The sequence below is a fragment of the Pseudoalteromonas espejiana DSM 9414 genome (assembly GCF_002221525.1).
GTDB classification, from domain to species: Bacteria; Pseudomonadota; Gammaproteobacteria; order Enterobacterales; family Alteromonadaceae; genus Pseudoalteromonas; species Pseudoalteromonas espejiana.
In genome coordinates, this window is record NZ_CP011028.1 from 3,526,809 (window position 1) to 3,552,644 (window position 25,836).

Below are 25,836 nucleotides of genomic sequence, written 5' to 3' on the forward strand. Positions count from 1 at the left end.
CTGAGTAAAAGCTGATCTACCCTGCTCCTTCACTATTCATTTGCTTTAACAAAAGCCGTATTAATAAATAAGCAACGAGTAACAGGAGGGACTATGTCAGTAACCCCAAAGGGTAACGAGCCAGAAAAAACAAGCGCATCGCACGTAGATGATGCCAACAGCTATCAAAATAAGCATAAACCAAGTTCAGAGTTTAATACCCGTGACGAATATTTAGAGCACGAGCTGCAAATTATGCAGCCAAAGCGTTGGCGGCCTAATTTACCATTTAGAGACTACCGCTTTGAATTTGAAGACACGATTCCAGCTATGGCGGGCACCATCGGTAAAGTCGTTATGGTGGGGGCTATTGCCGCTACTTTTGCAGCGCCACTAGGTTTAAGTGATGCGTTTGTTTTAGAAAACGTACGCTATGAGTTACTCATTGTTTCTATTTTTATTATTTTGTTTTCGGGCTTTATTTTACCCACGGCTAACTTAGCCGGTACTCATGGCCCACTTATTCCTCTTATTCCTATTGTGGTTGCCGCTGGCGGCCACCCTATGGCGTTTGGCTTACTCATTGGTGCCTTTGGCTTTATTTTAGCGATAACCAAAGGAGGGAGTTTGCTGGCACGCTTAACCAGTAAAGGAGTGTGCGGGGGTTTACTCATATACTTAGGCTTTATTGGTACTATTTCGCAGGTTAAAAAGCTATTTGCATGGGCTGAGGCCATTGATATGGCGCACATTGCATTTATTGTTATTTTGGCCACCATTTTATTGTATGCGTTACTTGAGCATTTTAAAAAGCGCTGGCTAGCGGTGCCGCTTAGCTGCCTAATTGGCGGTGTGGTTGCATTTGCACTCGGTGCCCCATTTGAATTTCATACTGCACCAGGCTTACCAAATATGAACCCAGCTTATTGGTGGGGCGAAAACACGGGTTGGATGCTTGGCCTACCAACGCTTGAAAGCTTTGTGGTTGTACTGCCATTTGCGGTATTGGCTGTTGCTATGTGGTCACCGGATTTTTTAGGGCATCAAGTTTTTCAAAAAATTAGTTACCCACAACGTACTGAAAAAGTACAAATGAACATAGACGATACCATGCTAAGCGCATCAGTTAGACAAACCTTTGGCTCACTGGCCGGTGGTGCTAACTTTACCTCATCGTGGGGGACTTACATCGTCCCTGCCGCTATAGCTAAACGCCCTATTCCGGCGGGCGCCATTTTAACAGCCGTATTTTGTATTATTGCGGGTTTATGGGGCTACCCAATGGATTTAGCCATTTGGCAACCCGTGCTATGTGTTGCACTTATTGTTGGTGTGTTTATTCCGCTGCTTGAGGCGGGTATGGAAATGACACGCGAAGGTAAAACAACGCAATCGGCCGCAATAGTCGTATTTGCATCAAGCTTGGTTAACCCTGCTTTTGGTTGGTCACTAACTATGTTGCTTGATAACTTAGGCTTAATTGGCTGTAAAGAACGTAGTGCTAATTTAACTAAAATGAGCCGCTGGGTTATTCCGCTCATTATGTTTGTGGTTTTAACTACCGTTATGGCTATTGTTGGTATGCTGCCAGGTATACCTGCGCTAATGGCTGATTTTAGACATTAATAACTAAAAGCTTTTAGGATATAAAAAAGCGCGGCTTATTAACTAAGTCGCGCTTTGTTTTCATATGTAATTTTGCCTTACTGCCAAGGGCGCTCAGCAGCAAGTTGTTTTTCAAACGTATCAATTTGTGGATTTAGCGTTTCGGTCACACCAATAAAATCTAAGCCACTTAATAAACGCTCTTTTACGTCTTTACGAATATCAAAACTAATTGGCGCAAATTTATCGCTTGTTAGTGTTTGGTTTTCAAGATCAATTTGAATGTGTATATCGTCGTGCTGCTCGCTAAGTACAAACAATTGCTCAAGCGTGTCGGCAGGTAGCGCAATGGCTAACATTTGGTTGTTACCGCAGTTATTAAAGAAAATATCAGCAAAGCTTTCCGCTAAAATTACTTCAAAACCATATTGCTTAAGCGCCCACGGTGCATGCTCACGTGATGAGCCACAACCAAAGTTGTCGCGCGTTAATAATATTTGCGCGCCTTGGTAGCACGGGCGGTTTAAAATAAAATCAGGGTTTGGTTCGCCGTTTTCTAGGTAACGCCAATCGTAAAACAGTGCCGCATCAAAGCCATCACGGCTAGTAGATGTTAAAAACTGCTTAGGAATGATTTGGTCTGTATCTACATTGTTTTTATCAAGTGGGGCCATTAAGCCACTAAAAAATACGCTCATTAGGCTTCTCCTCTAATATCAACAAAGTGGCCATGTATTGCAGCAGCCGCCGCCATTGCAGGGCTTACTAAATGCGTGCGCCCGCCACGACCTTGGCGGCCTTCAAAGTTACGGTTAGACGTAGATGCACAGCGCTTACCCGCTTCTAAGCGGTCGTCGTTCATTGCTAAACACATTGAGCAGCCCGGCTCGCGCCATTCAAAGCCTGCCGCTTTAAAAATATCGGCTAAACCCTCGTCTTCTGCTTGCTTTTTAACTAAGCCAGAGCCCGGTACAATAAGTGCTTCAATGCCAGCTACAACTTGCTTACCTTCAACAATTTTTGCCGCTGCACGTAAATCTTCAATACGGCTATTAGTGCACGAACCAATAAATACCGTATCTACTTTTGCGCTTGATAATTTATCGCCCGCTTTTAAGTCCATGTATCTAAGTGCACTGCGTATAGCATCGGCTTTAATTAAATCAGGTTCTTGGTCAGGATCTGGAATGCATTCATCAACGCCAATGACTTGCTCTGGGCTTGTGCCCCAGGTAATTTGCGGCTGAATGTCGTTAGCTTCAAGCTCAACACTCAAGTCAAACTCAGCGCCGTCATCTGTTTTTAAGGTTTCCCAGTACTTAACTGCGGCGTCAAAATCAGCGCCTTTAGGCGCAAATGGGCGGCCTTTTAAATAATCATAGGTAATTTGATCTGATGCTATTAAACCCGCTTTAGCACCCATTTCAATGCTCATATTACATAGCGTCATACGGGCTTCCATTGAAAGTGCTTCAATGCCTTCACCACAAAATTCAGCAACATAACCTGTGCCACCAGCAGTACCTAATTTACCAATAACCGCCATTATTAAATCTTTAGAGGTTACCGTTGGGCGAAGCACACCGTTAATTTGAATTTTTAACGACTTTGCCTTTTTTTGCTGTAGTGTTTGCGTAGCTAATACGTGCTCAACCTCAGACGTACCAATACCATGTGCTAAGGCGCCAAACGCACCATGCGTAGAGGTATGGCTATCGCCACATACAATGGTAGTGCCAGGCAGGGTAATACCTTGCTCTGGTCCCATTACATGCACTATGCCTTGGTTAATTGAGTTTAAATCGTATAGTACAATGCCAAACTCTTTACAGTTTTTATCTAGTGCCATTAACTGGTTTTTAGATACTTCGCTTGCGGCGTCAAGTGATCGGCTTTTAGTCGATACGTTATGATCCATCGTTGCAAAGGTTTTTTCTGGGCAACGTACTTTACGGTTTTTTTCACGTAGGCCTGCAAAGGCCTGTGGTGATGTCACCTCATGCACTAAATGGCGGTCAATATAAAGTAAATCAGTTTGCTCATTTATGCTGGCAACAGTATGTGCTTGCCAAATTTTGTCGTATAACGTTTGGGCCACTTGCTAATTCCCTACTCTGTTAAGTCGCAGCATAACGGTGCTGCGCCTTTAATAATTAAATACGTGAAACGATGGCAGCTGCCACATCGCTTGTGCTGTATCCACCTTGTGGGTAGATATCTGGCGTACCAACGCCTGCTTCTACGGCTTCGGCTACGGCTTTTTCAATGGTGCGCGCTGCTTCGTCTTGCCCTAATGAGTAACGTAGCATAAGTGCAGCACTTAAAATTTGCGCAATCGGGTTTGCAACGCCTTTGCCTGCAATATCAGGAGCTGAGCCACCAGCAGGCTCATACAAACCAAAGCCCGACTGATTCAAGCTTGCCGATGGTAATAAGCCCATAGAGCCTGTGATCATCGCACACTCATCTGACAAAATATCACCAAATAAGTTATCGCAAAGTAGCACGTCAAACTGGCTAGGCTGTTTAACTAACTGCATCGCTGCGTTATCTACGTATATGTAATCTAGGCTTACTTCTGGGTAGTCTTTGCTTACTTCGGTAACGACTTCACGCCATAAAACGCTTGATGCAAGTACGTTGGCTTTATCTACCGAGGTTACATGGTTACTACGTAATTTTGCCGCTTCAAAGGCAAAGCGGGCAATGCGTTCAATTTCTTTACGTGAGTATGTTTGTGTATCGAATGCGGCCTCTTCAGCGCCCTCTCCACTTCGGCCTTTTTCACCAAAGTAAATGCCGCCTGTAAGCTCGCGCACACATAAAATATCAAAGCCTTTTTCGCTAATATCTGCACGTAATGGCGATGCTGCACTAAGTGCGGGTAAAAGTTGTGCTGGGCGTAAGTTACAAAACAAACCAAAATGCTTACGAAGCGGTAAAAGCGATGCACGCTCAGGCTGCTCGTTAGGTGGTAGGTTTTCCCATTTTGGGCCACCTACTGAGCCAAATAAAATGGCATCGGCGTTTTCACATGCGCTTAGCGTTTTTGGTGGTAATGCTTCACCAAATTCGTCAATGGCTGCGCCACCAATAGCATGATGCTGACGGTTCAGGGTAAAACCAAACTTATTGCTTACAGCATCAAGCACTTGCTCTGCTGCTGCCATTACTTCTGGGCCAATACCGTCGCCAGCTAATACTGCAACGCTGTAGTTTGTTTTACTCATCCTGCTTTCCTTTGTTGTTTTAAATCAGACACTTTTTGTGCACGATAAATTAAGTTGTAAACACGGATCATGGCGCGCACCGACGCCTCTACCACATCCGCAGCAATACCCGCACCGTGATAAGGGCGGCCATCGTATTTAGCAATAATGTTTACTTGACCAAGCGAGCTTGCGCCTTGGCCAGTGGCTTCTAAGTTGTATTCAATCATTTCAACGCTCATACCAGTTAAGCGCTCAATTGCCGCAAACGAGGCTTCAACAGGGCCATTACCTGTGGCAGCTTCTTGTTTTGCTTCGCCATCAATTAACATCCCAATGGTAGAGCTTGCTACCGACTGCGAGTTAGACGCTGAGTTTACAAACTCTAATTGGTATTTTTCGTCTTTGTCGTTAATTTGATTAAAGTAAATCATGGCTTCAAGGTCGTAATCGTATACGGTGCCTTTTTGATCAGCTAACGCTAAAAAGCTCTCGTATAAGCTGTCCATGTCGTAATCAGCTTTTTGGTAACCTAACTCTTCTAAACGGTGCTCAATAACATGACGACCCGAACGCGAGGTCATATTTAATTGGTTATTTGGCACACCTACGCTTTCTGGCGACATAATTTCGTACGTATTTTGCGCTTTTAATACGCCATCTTGGTGAATGCCCGAGCTATGTGCAAAGGCGTTTTCGCCCACAATGGCTTTATTTGGCTGTACCGGCATATTACAAATTTTTGCCACTTGGCGAGATGCGCGATAAATTTCTTCGCTTTTAATATCGGTATGTACGTTTAAGTGGTCTTTGCGCATTTTCATGATCATCGCCACTTCTTCAAGCGAGCAGTTACCCGCACGCTCACCAATACCGTTTATTGTACATTCAATTTGGCGAGCTCCTGCTTGTACAGCGGCTACCGAGTTAGCTACAGCTAAACCTAAATCGTTATGACAATGTACGCTTAAGCGTGCTTTATCAATATTTGGCACGTTATTCATTAAGTGGCGGATCATTGCAGCGTATTCGTCTGGTGTTACAAAGCCAACGGTATCTGGCAAGTTAATAGTAGAGGCACCCGCATTAATTGCCTGCTCAACAATTTTACATAAATCCCAATGCGGCGTACGCCCTGCATCTTCACACGAAAACTCAACATCATCAGTGTAGTTACGTGCTAATTTAATTGATTTAACCGCCATGGCCGTTGCATCATCTAGGCTCATGCGTAATTTGTGTTCAAGGTGCAAAGGGCTTGTGGCAATAAAAGTATGAATACGGCTTTGCTGTGCTGTGCGAAGTGCTTCGCCACAGGCTTCAATGTCTTTAGCAACAGAGCGTGCTAAACCACAAATAATCGGGCCTTTTACTTCGGTTGCTATACGTTGCACCGAGCGAAAATCAGCAGGGCTTGAAACCGGAAAACCCACTTCCATCACATCAACATTCAAGCGGCTAATAGTATGCGCTAACTGAATTTTATCGTCTTCTGTAAGGCTTGCTTTAAGTGCCTGCTCGCCATCACGTAAGGTGGTATCAAAAATCCATACTTTATCTTTGTCTTGCATAACTGCCCCTCATTCCTCTATTACCCAAATTTCAATTTATCCCAGCCGCGAGATAAAAAAAACCCCGCAATTGCGGGGTTTTTAATGTTCAACTCGATGCAAACACACTAATCCCCGCTCACTGACCATAGCAGTAAGAGGTTAAGTTTTAGTGTAATTAAACGAATATTTTGCATCTTGTTTCTTGTGTGTGTTCAGTGAGGCCTATTTTTAACATTACAGCGCAGTGGGTGCAAGCATAAATATTCTACACAACATATTTAAAACCGAATCAAATAGAAATTTAAATCTAACAAAAACCAATTTTAAGAATAAAAAAAGCAAGAATAAGTGAGCTTATGCTTAATTTAATAAGCGCTTTAGAATACTCTGCTTATATTAACTTTTTGCTATTTTTTTAAGCTACGCTTCTTTATTTGTTTCTCTGATGTAATGCCCTGCACCGCGAGTAATATAACGCAGCTGCCAAATAACACGCTCAATTAATTCATCACGTTGCTGGCCTTCAATGTCGAGTGCTTCAGCACCGGCATTAAATACCAGCGTAACCATGGCTTCGGCCTGAATATAAGCGTGGATTGAATCGCACTTGGTTTCACTTTCTAAATAATGCGCAAGTTCTAAAATAAAGTGTTTTACTTCGCGTGCTACAGCGGCTCTAAAGGCTTTTGAGGTGCCAGAACGCTCGCGCAGTAGTAATCTAAATTGGTTGCTTGAGTTATCAATAAACTCCATAAAGGTAACAACCGAAGTATTTATTACGCTGCCGCCACTGGCTATGCGTCTGCGGGCTTGGCGCATAAGCTGGCGAAGCGTTAAACCGGCTTCGTCGACCATGGTTAAGCCTAGCTCGTTCATGTCTTTAAAATGGCGATAAAAAGAGGTGGGGGCAATGCCTGCTTCACGGGCAACTTCGCGTAAGCTTAAATTAGAAAAACTATGATCAGCACTTAGCTGATTAAATGCCGCCTCAATTAAGGCTTGTCGTGTTTTTTGTTTCTGTTGCGCTCTAACACCCGACATCCACAGCTCCCTGAGTAATTTTATATGAAGTTTTAATGATAATTAGCCTAATTGTCTAGTCTAATACTTGACGACGAGAGATTGAAACACTATTTTAGCTTACAGTTGTACGCTGAGAGTAAATACGATGAATAAACCACCGATTATTTGGACAAACGTCCTATTTTTTAGCCTAACCTTTTTGGCGGCTGTCACACTTGTACCTTGGTACGGCATTAGTTACGGATTTACCAGCGCGCATTGGATTGCATTTATAGGCTGTATGTTTTACGCAGGCCTATCTATCACTGCCGGATACCACAGATTATGGGCGCATAAGGCCTATAACGTTCACCCTGCAATAGAATTTATTTTTGCACTTGGTGGCGCATTTGCTTTGCAAAACAGTGCACTACACTGGAGTAGCGATCACCGTATACACCACGGCCAAGTAGATGACCCAGTAAAAGACCCTTACGCCGCTACCAATGGCTTTTGGTACAGCCACATTGGCTGGATGCTGCGCGATTACCAAGGCGATAGTTATAACGATTACAGTAATTGTCGCGATTTACAACGCAATAAAATTGTTATGTGGCAACATAAACACTACTTAAAGCTTGCTATAGCCATGAATGTAGGTTTACCACTTGTACTTGGTTTATTAGTAGGCGATGTGTGGGGAATGCTTCTACTTGCAGGTTTACTACGTTTAGTATTAAGCCAGCACTTTACCTTTTTTATAAATTCACTGGCGCACATTTGGGGCTCACGTCCATACACTGAAAAAAATACCGCGCGCGATAATGGCTTTTTAGCATTATTTACTTATGGCGAGGGTTACCATAACTTCCACCATATTTTTGCAAGCGACTACCGTAACGGTATTAAGTGGTTTCATTACGACCCAACTAAATGGATGATTCGCTCTTTAGCTGCACTCGGTTTAGCCAGCAAATTAAAGCGCACGCCAGTTGAACGTATAGAAAAAGCCAAAGCCGAAACGCTGATGAGTAAAACGCAAACACGCCTTTCAAAATTGCCTTTAGCGCAAGATAAGCTTACATTATTACAACAAGAGTACGATTTACTGCTGAAAAAACTGCAAAATTACTGTTCATTACAAAAACAAGTGTTAGAAGCTAAAAAAAATAACATGGCAAAGCAGTGTGAACAATCAGCATTAATGACACAATACCATGAGCTGGAAGCCGCCTGGGAAAATCAAAAACAGGCATGGCTAGCACTTAATGCGAGGTTATTAAAAGCCTCTTTTAATTAATTTAGGAGTGGCTGTGGCCAAACAACCAGAACAAAAAAAAGCACCCGTAGTTTACCAATATGACGCAATAATTATTGGTACGGGCCCTGGCGGTGAAGGTACCGCCATGAACCTTTCAAAAAACGATAAAAAAGTAGCGGTAATTGAGCGCCAACAAGCTGTTGGCGGTGGCTGTGTACATTGGGGAACAATTCCTTCAAAAGCATTACGCCACTCGGTTAGCCGTTACATTGAATACAAAGCTAACCCTTTATTTAATGTAGGCGAGCGCCCTAGCCGCTTAACGTTTCCTGATATTTTAAGTCATGCTAGTTCTGTTATTTCTAAGCAGTCAAACTTACGTAGCAGCTTTTACGACCGTAATCGCATTCATATGTACCAAGGCGATGCGAGCTTTGTAGATAAGCACACGGTTGAAGTAAAACGCCTTGATGGCTCAGCAGAGCGTATAACAGCAAAAACGATTGTGATTGCTACCGGCTCGCGCCCATATCGCCCACCTGAGGTAGACTTTAGCCATTCACGTATTTACGACAGCGACACTATTTTAGGCCTAGAGCACGACCCACAACGCGTACTTATATATGGTGCAGGTGTTATTGGCTGTGAATACGCTTCTATATTTAAAGGCTTAGGTGCCAAGGTAGATTTAGTAAATACCCGCGACCGCTTATTGGCCTTTATGGATGCAGAAATCTCTGACGCGCTTAGCTATCACTTTTGGAATAGCGGCATTGTTATTCGCCACAATGAAGAGTTCGACCGTATAGAAACGCGCTCAGATTGCGTGGTAATGCATTTAAAATCGGGCAAGCGTGTAAAAGCCGACTGTATTTTGTTTGCTAACGGCCGTACAGGTAATACCGATACGCTAAACCTTGAAGCCATTGGCTTAAAAGCCGATGGTCGTGGCCAGCTTAAAGTAAACGAAATGTACCAAACTGAGGTAGATAACGTTTACGCAGTAGGTGATGTAATTGGCTACCCTAGCCTTGCCAGTGCTGCGTTTGATCAGGGCCGTATAGCTGCCGATGCAATTGCCTGTGGTAATTGCGAAGATAAGCTGATTATAGATATTCCAGCAGGTATTTATACCATTCCTGAAATGAGCTCAGTAGGTAAAACAGAGCAACAGCTAACCGCAGCGAAAGTACCGTATGAAGTTGGCCGTGCGCAGTTTAAACACCTTGCACGTGCGCAAATTGCAGGTACCGAAGTAGGTAGCTTAAAAATATTGTTTCACAGCGAAACCAAAGAAGTACTTGGCGTGCATTGTTTTGGCGAGCGTGCCTCTGAAATTGTTCATATTGGCCAAGCCATTATGGAACAAAAAGGCGCTGGTAATACCGTTGATTACTTTGTAAATACCACATTTAACTACCCAACTATGGCAGAAGCCTACCGAGTTGCGGCGTTAAATGGTTTGAATAGGTTATTTACATAAGCCTATAACCGCGCAGCAAAAAGCCCGCTAATTAGCGGGCTTTTTAGTAGCTACAATATCGCTATCATTATTTATGGTACTGCGCGCTTAGCTCATGTACTGCATTAATAAATACGCCAGCGTTTTCTGGGTCTACATCTGGTGTAATACCGTGGCCTAAGTTGAACACGTGGCCATTACCTGTGCCAAAGTCTTCTAAAATAGTGCCTACTTCTTGGCGGATACGATCAGGCGTACCGTGAAGCATTGACGGGTCCATATTACCTTGTAGTGCAACTTTATCGCCTACACGACGTTTAGCGTCGCCAATATTAATGGTCCAATCTAGGCCTACTGCATCACAGCCTGTTGCTGCAATTGCTTCAATCCACTGGCCACCATTTTTAGTAAATAGCGTTACCGGCACTTTACGTCCGTCGTATTCACGAATTAAGCCATCTACAATTTTATGCATGTATTGCAATGAAAACTCGTTGTAATCGCGCGGACTTAATACACCGCCCCACGAGTCAAATACCATTAGTGATTGTGCACCAGCTTTTACTTGCGCGTTTAAGTAATCAATAACCGAATCAGCAAGTTTATCTAGTAATAAATGAAGTGTTTGCGGCTCTGCAAACGCCATTTTTTTAATTTTACCAAATACTTTACTGCTACCGCCTTCAACCATGTAGGTAGCAAGTGTCCACGGTGAACCAGAAAAACCAATAAGCGGTACTTCGCCTTTTAGCTCACGACGAATAGTGCTTACTGCGTTCATTACGTAGCCAAGCTCGTCAGTTGGGTCTAGCTTTGGAATTTTTTTAACATCAGCAAGTGACGAAATAGGGTTTTCGAACTTAGGGCCTTCGCCTGTTTCAAAGTAAAGACCTAACCCCATTGCATCTGGAATAGTTAAAATATCGCTAAATAGAATAGCGGCATCTAATGGGTAGCGACGAAGTGGTTGTAGTGTTACTTCACACGCTAGCTCAGCATTACGGCACAGGCTCATAAAATCGCCCGCTTGTGCACGTGTAGCACGGTACTCTGGTAAATAGCGTCCTGCTTGGCGCATCATCCATACCGGTGTTACATCAACGGGTTGTTTTGCAAGTGCACGTAAATAACGGTCGTTTTTTAATTCACTCATAGCGTAATAATCCTGAGGCTTATAGAAATTGTTCAAGATTGTACCACCATATTCATTGCCTCTCTATCGATAAGCACGCAAAACCTAAGTTACGACTAGTCAAAGGCTTTTTGTTGCTTTTTTAGCCTCTTTTGACTACTAAATAACCAAAAAGAACTAACAATAAAAACTTTTTGTTAATATGTTTGCAACATAACAAAAACCTTGTTATTGTTTGTCCCGCGTTAACAAGAACAATAATAAAAATCTTAAACAACAATAATAAAAATATTTATAATAAAAATAACAAAAATCTTCTATAACAATAAGAAAGCTTGTATTAACAGGCCTAAACAAGAAATTAAGCCACCTTAACCGGTGGTTTTTTCTTGCCTGCCATAAAATAATAATTACCCACAATATATACAAACTTGTGTCAGCTCATACCTTTTACTTGTTGATATACACTTAAATTAAATATATCTTGATGCATAAGATAAATATTTATATTTAACCATAAAGAGTGACCCAGCTTAGGAGAACAGTAATGCTGACGCGCGTAGAAAAAGCTCAACAAAAATGGGGTGGTAGCCATACTGTCATTGATAAATGGTTAAACGAGCGCCAAGAGTTAATTGTACTTTATTGTAAAATGGCTGGGTTTTCGCCATACGATAACAAAGATCACGCTTTACCAGAGCCTGAGCAAATTCAAGCATTTTGCCAAATTTTGATGGATTACTTATCGGCAGGCCATTTTGAAGTGTACGATGACATTGCTAAAGCATGTGAAAATAAAGGCCCTGAAAGCCAGCAGCTAGCAAGTAACATTTATCCACGAATCTCAAGCACCACAGATATTGCTTTAGACTTTAACGATAAGTACGCTGAAGTAGACAAAGAAGATTTACTTAAAGAGTTTGATAACGACCTATCTGTACTAGGTGAAACACTCGAAGTACGTTTTGAGTTAGAAGATGAGCTAATTGATAACTTATTTGCCAATCACGCCGATTAGTAAAAAGTAACACATACTAAAAAGGGACCTTAAGGGTCCCTTTTTGCTTCATAAGCTAATGCTTATTGAGCTGGTGCTTCGTCATCTTGAATTTCAAGTAATTCTACTTCAAAAACAAGTGTTGAGTTAGCTGGAATTTTACCTAGGTCACGGTCGCCGTAAGCAAGCTCAGATGGAATAGTGAACTTGTACTTAGAGCCTACAGACATAAGCTGTAAACCTTCAGTCCAACCGGCAATAACGCGGTTAAGAGGGAATGTAGTTGGTTCGTTGCGTGCGTATGAGCTATCAAACTCAGTACCGTCTAATAAAGTACCTTTGTAATGTACTTTAACTACGTCTGTGGCTGCTGGCTTTTTGCCTTCGCCTTCGCTAAGTACTTCGTACTGTAGGCCAGACTCAGTTACTGTTACGCCTTCTTTTTTAGCGTTGTCAGCTAGGTATTGCTTACCTGCTTCTTTGCTTTTTTCAGACTCAACTTTTGCTTTAGCTTCTTGCTTAGCGCGTACAGATGTATCTAGCTCAGTAAGTACTTCACGAATTTTTTCTTCGTCAATTTTTGCATTACCAGCAAGCGCATCTTCAAAACCACGAATTAATAGTGCCTGGTCTAACTCAATACCAATCTCTGATTTGTCTGCTAGGTCTTTATTTAAAAAGTTACCTACAGATGCACCAATACCGTATGCTTGTTGCTGCTCTACAGTGTCTAGTTTAACTTCAGCTTTTTCTTGTTTTGCTTCTTGATTACAAGCTGTAAGCGCTAAAACCGACGCTGCAATCAGTGACAATCTAATCGTCTTTTTCATTTTAAATCTCCGACACACTTTGCAGTTGTCATTTATTGTATTATTACTAGTTAAAGATTAACGGCCTACATGATAGGCTGCTTGTTTAATAACTAACTAAATTAAAATTAACCTATATAGTGATTAGACAAATAACCTAGGCCTTCAACGTGACCTAGTCTAACCTCTCAGTCACTAAGAGTTAAGAGGAAATACCTGTAATATGTCGATATTTCGTACTTTTTTAGTCGCTTTTAGCTGTTTATTAGCCATAGCTTGTAGCGATCAAAAACAGCAAGCTGCACAGCGCTTTGAACACGCAGCACAAGGTGCGTTTTCATCGGCAGTATCTAACGATGGTAAATACAGCCTGATCTCCTCTATCCACCATGGGGTCGCCCTGTGGGATAATCAACAGCAGGTGTTAAAATATCAATGGTTTCAACAACAATCGCAAGAAAGCCTAGTGTACGCTGTAGCTATTGCTTTTGATAACAGCGTGGCCGTTACCGCTGAAAAAACCACGTTTGCCGTGTGGGACATAACCACCGGCGAAAACCGCGGCTATTATAAAATTCAACAAGCAACTATTCGCGATATAGCCATAAGCAATCAAGGTCGCAGTGTGCTATACGGCAGAAGCGATGGCGTAGTGGTATTTATAAACCTTGAAACCGGACGCCGCATTGAATTTTTAGGCCACCAAGACAAAGTAAATACCGTTGATTTATCGCCTAACGGGCGCTATGCCCTTAGCGGCTCTAACGATTACGTTGCCTATTTTTGGGATACGCGTACAGGACAAGTTATTCACCGCTTTAACCACCCTACTCGCGTAACTCAAGTAACCCTAGACCCACAAGGTCGTTATGCATTTACCGCCGATAGTATGAAGCAAGCACATGTATGGAAGCTGACTACAGGTGATCTTGTGAGTAAACTGGCGTATATTGCGCGTCAGAAAATTTTTACTGCGGTACGTTTTAACGAACAAGGTACACTGCTTGCAACGGGTTCGCCCAATAAACGCGTTGATTTATGGCAACTACCCAGCGGCGAAAAAATTCAAACTTGGCAAGTCACACCACGCGAAGGCAGTAAGCCTAAATCGGCAGTGGTGTTAGATGTAACGTTTATAGAAAACGGCAAGTCATTGTTAACCGAGAGCTCAAGCGGAATCGCAGAGCACTTTACAATACGAGAAGCAAATGAACACAATTGAACACCGCTTAATGGAGCTTGAAGCTAAAGTCGCTTTTCAAGACGAAACAATTGATATATTAAATGACGAGCTAAAAGCGCACCAACAGCAGCTTGCAAAAATGAAGCGCCAAACGGAGCTACTAGCAGAAAAGCTTAAAGAATCGCAGCAACCTTCGTTAATGTCGCAGCTACAAGAGCCGCCTCCGCCACATTATTAAAACGAGCTCAAAATAAAACCGGGTTAATCGCCCGGTTTAAATACACCAATCACTTGTTCAAATTGGCGAGTAGATGCCTGAACTGCGTTATCGGGCTGTGCCATTTTATGGCCGCACTCTACACACTCTACTTTTTCAACATCATGTTCTCTGTATAGCATCATGGTGTCCATGGCTTTGCACTCAGGGCACGATGCACCAGCAATAAATCGCTTCTTTTGTCTCACAACATTTTTCCTGTGGTTTGAACTGCACATATTTTATCGTATAACTTCCTAGGTTGATACGCTTGATAAGAGCAATACGTTCTATGGTATGATAGCGCCAACTTAACAAGGGCATAGCAAAGTAACGTATTCATGATCCAAATCTCAGAAATAGAACTACTTCGTGGCGGAAAAGCCTTATTAAAAAATGCCTCGGCTACTTTATTTCCACAACACAAAGTAGGCCTTGTAGGCGCTAATGGCTGTGGTAAATCTACGTTATTTAGTTTATTAAAGTCTGAGCTACAGTTGGATGCCGGTGATTGCAGCATTCCTAAAGATTGGTCTATTGCCTCTGTAAAACAAGAAACTCCCGCCCTTGAAATAAGCGCTATTGATTACGTACTGCAAGGTCACCCTGAGTATTACGCACTGCGTATTGCCCTGCGTGAAGCTGAGCAAACCAACGATGGCGACACACAGGCCAAAGTACATATTCAGCTTGAAAATATTAAAGGCTACAGCATAGAGTCAAAAGCGGGCGAGTTGCTCCACGGCTTAGGCTTTGCCAATCACCAAATAGAAAACCCAGTAAGCGCCTTTTCGGGTGGTTGGCGTATGCGCCTAAACCTAGCTCAAGCACTTATTCGCGATGCCGATTTACTGCTACTTGATGAACCAACAAACCACCTTGATTTAGACGCAGTGTATTGGCTTGAGCGTTTTTTACGTGCCTATACAGGTACACTAGTGCTTATATCGCATGACCGTGAGTTTTTAGATGCAGTGGTTGATCAAATTTGGCATGTAGATAAACAGCTTATTAATGTTTATAAAGGTAACTACTCGCAGTTTGAGCGCCAAAAAGCAGAGCGCCTATTACAACAGCAAGCTATGTTTGAAAAACAACAAGAGCAAATTGCTCATCTTGAGCAATTTATTACTCGCTTTAAAGCTAAAGCCAGTAAAGCTAAGCAAGCACAAAGCCGTGTTAAAGCCCTTGAGCGCATGGAAAAGCTAGCGCCAGCCCACGCCGACTCACCGTTCGATTTTGAATTTGCAGAACCCACAGCACTGCCAAACCCACTTATGAGCTTAGACAAAGCCAAGGCGGGTTACGGCGATGTCACTATTTTAAATAATATAGAGCTAAACCTAGTCCCTGGCAGCCGAATTGCGTTGCTTGGGCGCAATGGTGCGGGTAAATCAACGCTTATAAAGCTTTTAGCCGGGGAGCTTGAGCCGCAAGCGGGTAAAGTGGTGCAGCACCATGGGTTAAACATTGGTTACTTTGCACAGCATCAATTAGAGTCGCTAGACTTAAAAGCCAGCGCAGTGACTCATATTCAGCGCTTAAACCCACAAGCAAGCGAGCAATCACTACGTGACTTTTTAGGTGGCTTTGCCTTTATTGGCGATAAAGCACTTGAGCCAGTAGCGCCGTTTTCGGGCGGTGAAAAAGCCCGCTTAGTGCTTGCTATGCTGGTATATCAAAAGCCTAACTTACTACTGCTTGATGAGCCAACTAACCACCTTGATTTAGAAATGCGCCACGCGCTAGTAATGGCACTGCAAGGCTTTGAAGGCGCTATGGTTACCGTATCGCACGACCGCCACATGCTTAAAAACACCGCTGATGAATTTTATTTAGTAGATGATGGCAAAGTGACTCAGTTTGGTTACGATTTAGATGCCTATTATCAATGGCTACTAAACGCCAATAAAGAAGCTGCTAAAAGCCAGCAACCTGACGAGCCAAAAGCAAACCCGGGCGTTAACCGTAAAGAGCAAAAGCGCCTAGAAGCCGAATTTAGAAAAGCGATTCAACCGCTTAAAAAGCAAATTGAAAAACTTGAAAAGCAACTAGATAAGTACTCTGCAGAGCTTAGCGAGGTAGAAGTGGCACTTGGCGATAACGAACTCTACAACGACGAAAACAAAGCGCAGTTAAAAGAGTTAATTACCAAACAGGCTACACTCACGCCTAAACTTAACGACATTGAAGAAGCGCTACTGATGGCGCTTGAAGAAATGGAAGAAAAAGAACAGGCTTTTGCTGATGAACTTGCTTAATAGCGATAACTTTTGGCAATTTGCGTGCACCTTATACGCAAAGCCAGAGCAACAACACATCTTGCTGGCACTACAAAACCAGCAAGGTAAAAACGTTAATTTGTGTTTGTTATTGCTTTATTTAGACTCACTCAAGCTAAGCATTAACACCGACCAGCTCAGTGCTTTGATAGAGTCAATTGACGAATTTGATACGCAGGCACTTAATCCACTGCGCTCTGCCCGTAGCTATTTAAAAGAACATCAGCATACGATTAGTGACTACGCAGCAATACGTAAAGAGCTATTAAGCGCCGAGTTAAAGCTTGAAAAACAACAACAGCAAATACTGATTGATACTGCGAATAAATTTGAATTTTTAGAAGCTGTAAAACCAAACAACATTGAGCTGTATGTGAAAGCCACTTAGGCAGTCAGTTTTTATACTCTCTTCTAATGCTCATTCTATTTTCTTTGTACAAAAACCTTTAAGTAATTTATTCACAAAGAGGTTAAGAGACGCTGCACTTTTAGAGGGAAAATATAAGTATTGAGCAATTAGCTGGCTCAAGGAGTTTATTGCCTTCCCCCTAATTTATTTCTCATTCTTTTCTCTTTGTGCAAAAAACCTTTAAGTAAATTATTCACAAAGAGATTATGAAACGCTGCGCTTTTAGAGGAAAAAACTAGATTACTTAGACAAAATACAAATATTGAGCAATTATTTGGCTCAATAAGTTTATTGCTCCCCCCTAATTTAATCCCCATTCTTTTCTCTTTGTGTAAAAGGTTTTTAAGCCGATTGATTATAAAAAGCCTATAGGTGCTGCAGTAACTAACTAGCCCCTAAAACATGATCTACATCAACTTTACTTGGTTACTTTTTCCACTTAGGAAAATTGTTTGATCTCGATCACGTTACACCTTGCAAACTCGCTCTATGATTAATCCATCAACTGAACGAGGAGATTAATCATGAACGTATTCTTTAGAGACTTTTTTAGCGACCCTGTTTTATTTATGTCTTTTGGGATTTTAGGCGTAGTGATTTCTCTTTGCCTATTTTACGCTTTTTACTTTATTAAAAAGATTAGCGAGGCTGAAGTTCCCGAGCATCATTAAGCACGACGCACAAAGCGCCTACTCAGGTTACTGATTAGGCGCTTTTTATTTTATAAAGTGAAAAATTTGATACACTAACGTTTCGTTTTTTACATAGTGCGTAGTAAACACATGATCCATAAGTTCAAACCCGCATGGTGGATGACTAATCGTCACGTTCAAACCATAATGCCGCGTTTTTTCCGCCCATTTCACAATACGTCCTACGAACTAGCGCAACTTGATACACCCGACGGTGATTTTATTGAACTTGCATGGTCGCTACCACATAACGAAACCGCTCCACTTGCTATTGTTTTACATGGTCTAGAAGGCAACATTAATAGCTTTTATGCCAAAGGCATGATGAAAGCGCTAAAAAAGCAAGGCTATGCAGTGGTGCTTATGCACTTTAGAAACTGCTCTAGCGAAGTAAACCGGCTGCCGCGTGCTTATCACAGCGGCGATACTGCAGACTTAGCGTTTTTTATAAATCATTTAAGGGAGCAATTCCCCAGCCGCGCGATTATGGCTGTTGGTTTTTCACTTGGCGGTAATGTGTTAGCTAAATACTTAGGTGAAGAAGGTAAAAACTGCCCATTAAGTGCCGCTGCTGTTGTTTCTGCGCCTTATGATTTATCGTCATCGAGTGAAGTTATTCGTAAAAGTTTGGGCAAAATTTATCAAAAGTATTTACTCGATAGAATGAAAAAATCGATGCAGCGCAAATTGCCGCAAATTAAGCAGCAAATACCTATTACCACCGAGCAGCTCATGCAGATTGATGATTTGCTTGAATTTGACAACCAACTCACCGCGCCTCTGCATGGCTTTGAAAACGCACACGATTACTATCGCCAAGCCAGTGCGATGCCATATTTGAAACATATTGCGATTCCTACGCTTATTATTCACGCTAAAGACGATCCTATGCTGTCTATTAAAGCCGTACCGAGTAGGCAAGATGTAAGTGAGCATGTTACGCTGAGTGTCTCTGAAAAAGGTGGTCATGTAGGGTTTATTAGCGGAAACAATCCGCTTAGGCCGGTGTTTTGGTTAGAAAAAGCCGTGCCCCACTATTTTGGCCAATATGTCCCAAGTAAAGCGAGTAGTAAGCAGTAATGATAATCCCTTTTGAACAGCTCGATAAAGACACGCTATATAATTTAATTGAAAGTTACGTACTGCGTGAGGGCACTGATTACGGTGCGCAAGAAGTAAGTATTGAAAATAAAGTAGCACAAGTTAACCAGCAACTTAAAAGCGGTGAAGCTATGGTGTTTTTTTCAGAGTTACATGAGTCGGTCACTATTATTTCAAAAAGCGAATTTAAAGCCCTTCAAAGTGAAGAACACCAAGCGCAGTCATTTGATTAGCACTTGTAACTTTTTACGAGTACGTACACAATATCTTTTTACCCAAAGAGCCAAAACATGATAAAACTCAGCACTCTAGTGGTAGCCATATCACTAGCTTTAACACCCCAAGCCTTTGCAGAGCAAGTAAAAAGCCCATCAGACAAAGCCGTTAAACTCGCTAAAGATACTATTTTAATCGACACCCATATTGATGTGCCTTATCGAATTCACGAAAAGTGGGTTGATGTAACCAAAGCAACCAAGGGTGGCGATTTTGACTACCCTCGCGCTATTGAAGGCGGATTAAATGCGCCATTTATGTCGATTTATATTCCTGCTAATTTAGAATTTGAAGGTAAAGGTAAAAGCTACCAGCTTGCCAATCAAATGATTGATAGTATGGAATCAATCGCATTACGTGCGCCTAATAAATTTGCTATTGCCAGCTCTACCGCTGATATAGAAGAGCAGTTTAAACAAGGTAAACTTTCAATTGCGATGGGCATGGAAAATGGCTCACCAATTGAAGGCGATATGAAAAACCTTCAGCACTTTTTTGACCGTGGTGTTCGCTACATCACGCTTGCACACTCGCAAAGTAACCATATTTCTGACTCATCTTACGATATACGTCGTAAGTGGAAAGGGTTAAGCCCATTTGGTAAAAAGCTAATCACTGAAATGAACAACGTAGGCATGCTGATTGATGTGTCGCATATATCAGATGATGCGTTTTATCAGGTCATGGAGCTTTCTAATACGCCAGTTATTGCATCGCACTCATCTCTTCGTAAGTACACACCAGGTTTTGAGCGTAATATGAATGACGATATGCTACAGGCGCTTAAAAAGAACGGTGGGGTTATCCAAATAAACTTTGGCTCAAGCTTTGTAACCTCTCAAGCAGGGGCTTGGTACAAAGACCTTAAAAGCACTAAAGAAACCGTTAAAAAAGAAGGCACTAAGCCTAGTAAAGACTTTGACGCAGCGTATCGTGCTAAAAACCCATTCCCATTTGCAAGCCTTGAGCAAGTGCTTGATCACATTGACCACGTAGTTGAGCTAATTGGTATTGATTACGTGGGTATTGGCTCAGACTACGACGGTGTAGGCGACTCTTTACCTATTGGCTTAAAAGATGTGTCGAGCTACCCTAACCTAGTGCAAGGCTTAATGGATAGAGGCTACAGCGATACAGACATTAAAAAGATTTTAAGTGGCAATACACTAAGAGTGTGGAAGCAAGCTGAGGCATATGCGAAAAAACACTAGCGTGTAAGCTTTCAAAACTTAATTAATAGCACGGCATAGAGCCGTGCTTTTTTATGCCTGAATTATACCTAAGTCACTTAAACTTAAGCCAAGCGTAACCCTCTAGATTTAATACCGAGCAACTGATAGCTAACCACTTTCCTTCAGACATTAAAAAAGGCCACCTAAGTGACCTTTTTCTAATAATTAACTTAAACGTTAATTATTTCTCATTGAACGTTGCTACAAAGCACCTACGCCTAAGGTAAGAGCGCCACCTTCACATGACAGAAATTGCAGGCATTAAAAAACCCGAGGCTAAGCTCGGGCTTTTTTAGTATTAATTAGCTAGGCTAATTATTACTCATTGAACGTTGCTACAAAGCACCTATGCCTAAGGTAAGAGCGCCACCTTCATGTAAGCTAAATTTCAGGCATTAAAAAAGGCCACCTAAGTGACCTTTTTCTAATAATTAACTTAAACGTTAATTATTTCTCATTGAACGTTGCTACAAAGCACCTATGCCTAAGGTAAGAGCGCCACCTTCATGTAAGCTAAATTTCAGGCATTAAAAAAGGCCACCTAAGTGACCTTTTTCTAATAATTAACTTAAACGTTAATTATTTCTCATTGAACGTTGCTACAAAGCACCTATGCCTAAGGTAAGAGCGCCACCTTCATGTAAGCTAAATTTCAGGCATTAAAAAAGGCCACCTAAGTGACCTTTTTCTAATAATTAACTTAAAAGTTAACTATTACTCTACGATAGTTGCTACAACACCAGCACCTACAGTACGGCCACCTTCACGGATAGCGAAACGAAGACCTTCGTCCATCGCGATTGGCGCGATTAGAGTTACTGTCATCTTAACGTTATCACCAGGCATTACCATTTCTACGCCTTCTGGTAACTGTACGTCACCAGTTACGTCAGTTGTACGGAAGTAGAACTGTGGACGGTAACCTTTAAAGAATGGAGTATGACGACCACCTTCATCTTTAGAAAGTACGTATACTTCTGAAGTGAATGTAGTGTGTGGGTTGATTGAACCAGGCTTAGCTAGTACTTGACCACGTTCAACGTCTTCACGCTTAGTACCACGTAAAAGTGCACCAATGTTCTCACCAGCACGACCTTCGTCAAGAAGCTTACGGAACATTTCAACACCAGTACAAGTAGACTTAGTAGTCTCTTTGATACCAACGATTTCAACTTCGTCATTTACGTTGATGATACCAGCTTCAACACGACCAGTTACAACTGTACCACGGCCTTGGATTGAGAAAACATCTTCGATAGGCATGATGAATGGCTTATCGATGTCACGCTCTGGCTCTGGAATGTAAGAATCTAGTGCTTCTGCAAGCTCAACGATCTTGTCTTCCCACTGCTTTTCGCCTTCAAGTGCTTTAAGAGCAGAACCTTGAATTAGTGGTAAGTCATCACCTGGGAAGTCGTACTCAGAAAGAAGTTCACGAACTTCCATTTCTACTAGCTCAAGTAGCTCTTCGTCGTCAACCATGTCACATTTGTTCATGAATACAACGATGTAAGGTACGCCAACCTGACGAGAAAGTAGGATGTGCTCACGAGTTTGTGGCATAGGGCCGTCAGTCGCAGCTACTACTAAGATAGCGCCGTCCATTTGAGCAGCACCAGTGATCATGTTTTTAACATAATCGGCGTGACCAGGACAATCTACGTGTGCGTAGTGACGAGTTGGAGTATCGTACTCAACGTGAGAAGTTGAGATTGTGATACCACGCTCGCGCTCTTCTGGAGCGTTATCGATTGATGCGAAATCTTTAGCAACACCGCCGTATACTTTTGCAAGTACGTTAGTGATTGCTGCAGTTAGTGTAGTTTTACCGTGGTCAACGTGGCCGATTGTACCAACGTTTACGTGCGGTTTTACGCGTTCAAACTTTTCTTTTGCCATGACGGAACCTATCAGTTTTGTGTATCTAGATTACATATGAAAATAATCCACCAGAGGTAGATTAATTTAATTTTTTCAAATTTCAAATAGTTTTTTCTGACAGATAAAGGAAGTATTCAAGGAGATTCTAATGACTGGTGCTGATAGGCAGATTTGAACTGCCGACCTCACCCTTACCAAGGGTGCGCTCTACCAACTGAGCTATATCAGCAACACCATAATTGGAGCGGGCAGCGGGAATCGAACCCGCATCATCAGCTTGGAAGGCTGAGGTAATAGCCATTATACGATGCCCGCTTTAGGAACCTGTTCTTAAACTACCTCTAACCGTCAAGAATAAAGTGGTGGAGGGAGCTGGATTCGAACCAGCGAAGGCTGAGCCGTCAGATTTACAGTCTGATCCCTTTGGCCGCTCGGGAACCCCTCCACGATAATTCTTTACTAATTCACTTTCGGTAAAAGGAAAGTGGTGCCGACTAACCGAGTCGAACGGTTGACCTACTGATTACAAGTCAGTTGCTCTACCAGCTGAGCTAAGTCGGCACTGCTTTAGTACGGGGCGAGATATTAGAGTAAGGTTTATTGTGATGCAACAATAAAATTAAAAAAAATGTAATTTTTTAGCTTAAATGCTCACAATTCATGCAAAAGTGCTTAATTTTATAGTTTTTCGTCGTTTTTACTTAACTCATGCCAGTAATTTAATCCTTTCATAACCAGTAAAGAATCAAAAATACTGCCACTTATTTGTTGTTGTAACAGCAAACCATAGCCACCGGCACATATTATTTGTGGATTATGTGAGCCGGTTACTTGGTTTAAGTGAATTTTTGCCTGTTCAATAGCACCAAGCGTTGCCACCAGCGCGCCATTTTTTAATCCATTAGGGGTGTTTTTACCTAATTCATTTAAAAAGGGAGTGTTGGCATCGTCAAATACGCGCTGTGTATTTTGTGTCAGCGAGCGCGTCATTAAATCAAGGCCGGGTAATATCCATCCCCCTAAATGCTCTCCTTTTGCACTGAGCACATCGATGGTAGTTGCGGTGCCAGCATCAACAACAATACAGGGGGTGTTTGGGTAAAGCGTATAGGCAGCTATTATCGCAAGCCATCTATCTATACCTAAGTTGCTAACCTGCTCGTAAGCACAGGTAATTGCGCCAAGTTGTTTTGTAACGCTTGCCTCAAAACACGGTATGCTTTTTTGAGAAGCCACTGCAAGAACACTGTTTAATTGCTCGCTTTTCCCTACGCAGGCATATACAACTTCAGTTACTGACTGCCAAGGTAGCTCACTCAAATCAGTAGGCTGTATCTGTTGGTTATGCCACAACGCTGCTTTTAAAGAAGTATTACCTACATCTATCAGTAATTTCATAGTGCGGCCTTTCTGAGTGATATTTCGCCGCCATAATAGCTTTTTACTTCGCCGTCTTGGCGAATACGAATACCACCATGCTGATCTATTCCTTCACATATACCGCGCCAACTTCTGTGCCCAGTATTTAGCTCCACGCACTCTCCCGCAAAGGCATTAAGCGCGTTCCATTGTGCATACATGGTTTGCAAGCCATCTTGCTGGTACTGCGCTAAGCGTTGCTCTAGGTGATAGGTAAGCGATGCCACTAGCTGATTTTTATCAAGCGCGGTGGTGTGTTGGCTAAGGTCGGTCCAAGCTTGGTCAATATGTTGGCTGGTGTTTTGCGGCATATGTAAATTAATACCAATACCTATTACTAATTGGCACGGGCCTTGTGGCTGGCCATCTAACTCAACTAATACGCCAGCTAATTTTTGCTTGTTAATGTATATGTCGTTTGGCCATTTAAGCTCTATATTAATACCGTAAAGGGCTTTAATGGCATCGTATACTGCAAGCCCTACGGCAATTGATACGCCCATAGCGGCTTGTAGGCCATCATCTAAACGCCAAAAATAACTGTAATACAAGTTAGCCCCAAACGGAGATTGCCACACTCGTCCTCGCCTGCCGCGCCCTGCTTGCTGCATTTCAGCTACAACAACAGTGCCCGACTCTAGCTCAGATTTACTTTGAACGCGGCGCATAAGCTCGCTATTGGTAGAATCTATAATAGGATGTACTTCTACCTGCGCTGTATTAGCACCCAGTGCTTGGTAATGCTTGCTAATACTTGCTTGATTAAGTAAACCAACTTGATTATTTAAGCTGTAACCTTTGCCGGTTACTTTAAAAATATCTAGCCCCATATATTGCAAGGTTTGAATATGCTTACTCACTGCCGCACGGCTTATACCTAACTGCTCACCTAATGCTTGCCCAGATACAAAGCCACCTTGGTTAAGTGCATTTAATATAGCGAGTTTATTTCCATCAGGTGCTTTCATTACACATTCTCCGCAGTAATGTGGCATTCGCTTTTGCTATTTATTAGCCTTACCTCATGCTCAAGCTTTATATTGTAACGGTTTAGCACAACAGCTTGAATATGCTTAATCATCGCTATTAAATCAGGGCCTTGGCTTTGACCATGGTTTACCAGTACTAGAGCTTGTTGTTGATGCACCTCAATACCCGCCACTTTATGACCTTTTAAGCCTGCTTGATCAATTAACCAACCTGCGGCCACTTTGTGATGATTATCACCGTATTTGTAATGCGGTAAATCTACAAAGCGGCCAAGTAATGCAGCCAAGCTCTTATTTGTGATAATCGGGTTTTTAAAAAAGCTGCCCGCATTAGGTAATGTGTAAGGATTAGGAAGCTTGCTATTGCGCGTAGCGATAACATGTTCAAAAACCATTGTAGGTGTTGGATTTTTTAACGATTGCAATGGCCCATAATTTAAAACTGGCTGCCATTGCTTAGGTACTGCTAGGTTTACCCGAGTGATTACCGCTTTGTTTTTTAACGCATGCTTAAAAACAGAATCACGATAAGCAAACTCACATTGCTCATTAGTAAGTGTAACCATACTTTGCGTAGCTATATCAAAATACTCAACCGACTCAACAAATTTAGCCAGCTCTACGCCGTACGCCCCAATATTTTGAACAGGCGCAGCACCAACAGTGCCCGGTATTAATGCTAAGTTTTCAAGCCCTGCAATATTTTTCTCTAGTAAATAACGCACTAGGTTATGCCAATTTTCCCCTGCAGCTGCGGTTATTAAGCAATCACTTTCACGTTCTGTAATAGTTATGCCTTTGGTGGCCATTTTAATAACAGTACCTGCGTAGTCATCTAAAAAAATTGTATTACTACCCTCACCTAATAAGCAAAATGGGGCATTAAAGCCCTGGGCTTTAAGTTGCTCAAGTGAGGTTATTTCAACAAAGTTTTGGCATTGGCTATTTAGAGCAAAGGTATGTAAAGATTTTAATGAGTGCGCCACAAAGCTCTCTGAGTGTACTGGTAACTAATCGCAGTAGTTTACCTTATTGTCGCAAAGAATGTAAAAATCACTCAACCCACTGTGGCAATCATGATATAAAACCTGCACTTATTTATATGTG

General features: G+C 42.2%; 24 protein-coding genes and 4 tRNA genes. 12 read left to right on the forward strand and 16 right to left on the reverse strand.

Annotation, left to right across the window (positions count from 1 at the left end):
• The first annotated feature begins 93 nt into the window (after positions 1–93).
• The gene (locus tag PESP_RS16075) at positions 94–1,605 is read left to right on the forward strand and encodes a DUF3360 family protein (protein WP_089348923.1); all 1,512 of its coding nucleotides are present in this window, start codon (positions 94–96) and stop codon (positions 1,603–1,605) included.
• Positions 1,606–1,682: 77 nt separating this feature from the next.
• Here PESP_RS16075 and leuD read toward each other — a convergent pair whose 3' ends face one another.
• The 5 genes from leuD to fabR all read right to left on the reverse strand — a co-directional run bounded on the left by leuD (position 1,683) and on the right by fabR (position 7,387).
• Complete coding sequence (gene leuD, locus PESP_RS16080; RefSeq protein WP_089348924.1) at positions 1,683–2,282, reverse strand: 3-isopropylmalate dehydratase small subunit; 600 nt, start codon at positions 2,280–2,282, stop codon at positions 1,683–1,685.
• Positions 2,282–3,682 carry a 3-isopropylmalate dehydratase large subunit gene (leuC, locus tag PESP_RS16085; protein ID WP_089348925.1) on the reverse strand — a complete coding sequence of 467 codons (1,401 nt, stop codon included), beginning with the start codon at positions 3,680–3,682 and terminating at the stop codon, positions 2,282–2,284. The genes leuD and leuC overlap by 1 nt, the downstream gene beginning before the upstream one ends.
• Positions 3,683–3,737: 55 nt before the next feature.
• Positions 3,738–4,814, reverse strand: a complete 1,077-nt coding sequence (leuB, locus tag PESP_RS16090; RefSeq protein ID WP_004589388.1) for a 3-isopropylmalate dehydrogenase — start codon at positions 4,812–4,814, stop codon at positions 3,738–3,740.
• Positions 4,811–6,364 (reverse strand): 2-isopropylmalate synthase, encoded by a 1,554-nt coding sequence (gene leuA, locus PESP_RS16095; protein WP_004589389.1) that lies wholly within the window; start codon positions 6,362–6,364, stop codon positions 4,811–4,813. The genes leuB and leuA overlap by 4 nt, the downstream gene beginning before the upstream one ends.
• 402 nt (positions 6,365–6,766) lie before the next feature.
• Positions 6,767–7,387: an HTH-type transcriptional repressor FabR gene (gene fabR, locus PESP_RS16100; protein ID WP_058547975.1), complete on the reverse strand. Its 621-nt coding sequence runs from the start codon at positions 7,385–7,387 to the stop codon at positions 6,767–6,769.
• A 127-nt stretch (positions 7,388–7,514) separates the two neighbouring features.
• On the opposite strand from fabR, the gene PESP_RS16105 reads away from it, so the two are divergent.
• Positions 7,515–8,648 carry an acyl-CoA desaturase gene (locus PESP_RS16105; RefSeq protein WP_089348926.1) on the forward strand — a complete coding sequence of 378 codons (1,134 nt, stop codon included), beginning with the start codon at positions 7,515–7,517 and terminating at the stop codon, positions 8,646–8,648.
• Between the two features lie 13 nt (positions 8,649–8,661).
• Positions 8,662–10,092 (forward strand): Si-specific NAD(P)(+) transhydrogenase, encoded by a 1,431-nt coding sequence (gene sthA / locus PESP_RS16110; RefSeq protein ID WP_089348927.1) that lies wholly within the window; start codon positions 8,662–8,664, stop codon positions 10,090–10,092.
• 67 nt (positions 10,093–10,159) lie between these two features.
• Here the strand turns inward: sthA and hemE are convergent, their stop codons facing one another.
• Entirely contained in the window at positions 10,160–11,224 is a 1,065-nt protein-coding gene (gene hemE / locus PESP_RS16115; protein ID WP_055015496.1) for a uroporphyrinogen decarboxylase, read from the reverse strand.
• A gap of 526 nt (positions 11,225–11,750) precedes the next feature.
• On the opposite strand from hemE, the gene rsd reads away from it, so the two are divergent.
• Complete coding sequence (gene rsd / locus PESP_RS16120; RefSeq protein ID WP_089348928.1) at positions 11,751–12,221, forward strand: sigma D regulator; 471 nt, start codon at positions 11,751–11,753, stop codon at positions 12,219–12,221.
• Between the two features lie 62 nt (positions 12,222–12,283).
• Here the strand turns inward: rsd and fkpA are convergent, their stop codons facing one another.
• Positions 12,284–13,030 (reverse strand): FKBP-type peptidyl-prolyl cis-trans isomerase, encoded by a 747-nt coding sequence (fkpA, locus tag PESP_RS16125; protein ID WP_089348929.1) that lies wholly within the window; start codon positions 13,028–13,030, stop codon positions 12,284–12,286.
• A gap of 202 nt (positions 13,031–13,232) precedes the next feature.
• Between fkpA and PESP_RS16130 the strand changes: the two genes are divergently transcribed.
• Both PESP_RS16130 and PESP_RS16135 read left to right on the forward strand, forming a co-directional pair.
• Positions 13,233–14,231, forward strand: a complete 999-nt coding sequence (locus PESP_RS16130; protein ID WP_089348930.1) for a WD40 repeat domain-containing protein — start codon at positions 13,233–13,235, stop codon at positions 14,229–14,231.
• Entirely contained in the window at positions 14,218–14,430 is a 213-nt protein-coding gene (locus PESP_RS16135) for a SlyX family protein (protein WP_089348931.1), read from the forward strand. The genes PESP_RS16130 and PESP_RS16135 overlap by 14 nt, the downstream gene beginning before the upstream one ends.
• 23 nt (positions 14,431–14,453) lie before the next feature.
• On the opposite strand, the gene PESP_RS16140 is transcribed toward PESP_RS16135, so the two are convergent.
• On the reverse strand, positions 14,454–14,657 hold the full coding sequence (locus PESP_RS16140) for a YheV family putative zinc ribbon protein (protein WP_004589620.1): 204 nt from the start codon (positions 14,655–14,657) through the stop codon (positions 14,454–14,456).
• A 132-nt stretch (positions 14,658–14,789) separates the two neighbouring features.
• On the opposite strand from PESP_RS16140, the gene PESP_RS16145 reads away from it, so the two are divergent.
• From PESP_RS16145 to PESP_RS16165, 6 genes are all read left to right on the forward strand, one after another.
• Positions 14,790–16,709, forward strand: a complete 1,920-nt coding sequence (locus PESP_RS16145; RefSeq protein ID WP_089348932.1) for an ATP-binding cassette domain-containing protein — start codon at positions 14,790–14,792, stop codon at positions 16,707–16,709.
• Complete coding sequence (locus PESP_RS16150; RefSeq protein WP_089348933.1) at positions 16,696–17,118, forward strand: TIGR02444 family protein; 423 nt, start codon at positions 16,696–16,698, stop codon at positions 17,116–17,118. The genes PESP_RS16145 and PESP_RS16150 overlap by 14 nt, the downstream gene beginning before the upstream one ends.
• A 545-nt stretch (positions 17,119–17,663) precedes the next feature.
• On the forward strand, positions 17,664–17,810 hold the full coding sequence (locus tag PESP_RS20480) for a hypothetical protein (RefSeq protein ID WP_004589623.1): 147 nt from the start codon (positions 17,664–17,666) through the stop codon (positions 17,808–17,810).
• 111 nt (positions 17,811–17,921) lie between these two features.
• Entirely contained in the window at positions 17,922–18,911 is a 990-nt protein-coding gene (locus PESP_RS16155) for a hydrolase (RefSeq protein ID WP_089348934.1), read from the forward strand.
• Positions 18,911–19,165, forward strand: coding sequence for a YheU family protein (locus tag PESP_RS16160; RefSeq protein WP_089348935.1), 255 nt, complete (start codon positions 18,911–18,913; stop codon positions 19,163–19,165). The genes PESP_RS16155 and PESP_RS16160 overlap by 1 nt, the downstream gene beginning before the upstream one ends.
• 57 nt (positions 19,166–19,222) lie before the next feature.
• Positions 19,223–20,419: a dipeptidase gene (locus PESP_RS16165; protein WP_089348936.1), complete on the forward strand. Its 1,197-nt coding sequence runs from the start codon at positions 19,223–19,225 to the stop codon at positions 20,417–20,419.
• Between the two features lie 735 nt (positions 20,420–21,154).
• Here the strand turns inward: PESP_RS16165 and tuf are convergent.
• The 8 genes from tuf to murB form a co-directional block, all read right to left on the reverse strand.
• Positions 21,155–22,339 carry an elongation factor Tu gene (gene tuf / locus PESP_RS16170; protein ID WP_004589660.1) on the reverse strand — a complete coding sequence of 395 codons (1,185 nt, stop codon included), beginning with the start codon at positions 22,337–22,339 and terminating at the stop codon, positions 21,155–21,157.
• 135 nt (positions 22,340–22,474) lie between these two features.
• Positions 22,475–22,550, reverse strand: a tRNA-Thr gene (locus PESP_RS16175).
• Between the two features lie 11 nt (positions 22,551–22,561).
• Positions 22,562–22,636 (reverse strand) — tRNA-Gly (locus tag PESP_RS16180).
• A gap of 45 nt (positions 22,637–22,681) precedes the next feature.
• Positions 22,682–22,766, reverse strand: a tRNA-Tyr gene (locus PESP_RS16185).
• A gap of 40 nt (positions 22,767–22,806) precedes the next feature.
• Positions 22,807–22,882: transfer RNA gene (locus PESP_RS16190), tRNA-Thr, on the reverse strand.
• A 117-nt stretch (positions 22,883–22,999) separates the two neighbouring features.
• Positions 23,000–23,719 (reverse strand): type III pantothenate kinase, encoded by a 720-nt coding sequence (locus PESP_RS16195; RefSeq protein ID WP_089348937.1) that lies wholly within the window; start codon positions 23,717–23,719, stop codon positions 23,000–23,002.
• Positions 23,716–24,708, reverse strand: coding sequence for a bifunctional biotin--[acetyl-CoA-carboxylase] ligase/biotin operon repressor BirA (birA, locus tag PESP_RS16200; protein ID WP_089348938.1), 993 nt, complete (start codon positions 24,706–24,708; stop codon positions 23,716–23,718). Before birA ends, PESP_RS16195 begins: the two co-directional genes overlap by 4 nt.
• Complete coding sequence (gene murB, locus PESP_RS16205) at positions 24,708–25,715, reverse strand: UDP-N-acetylmuramate dehydrogenase (RefSeq protein ID WP_089348939.1); 1,008 nt, start codon at positions 25,713–25,715, stop codon at positions 24,708–24,710. Before murB ends, birA begins: the two co-directional genes overlap by 1 nt.
• Between the last annotated feature and the right edge of the window lie 121 nt (positions 25,716–25,836).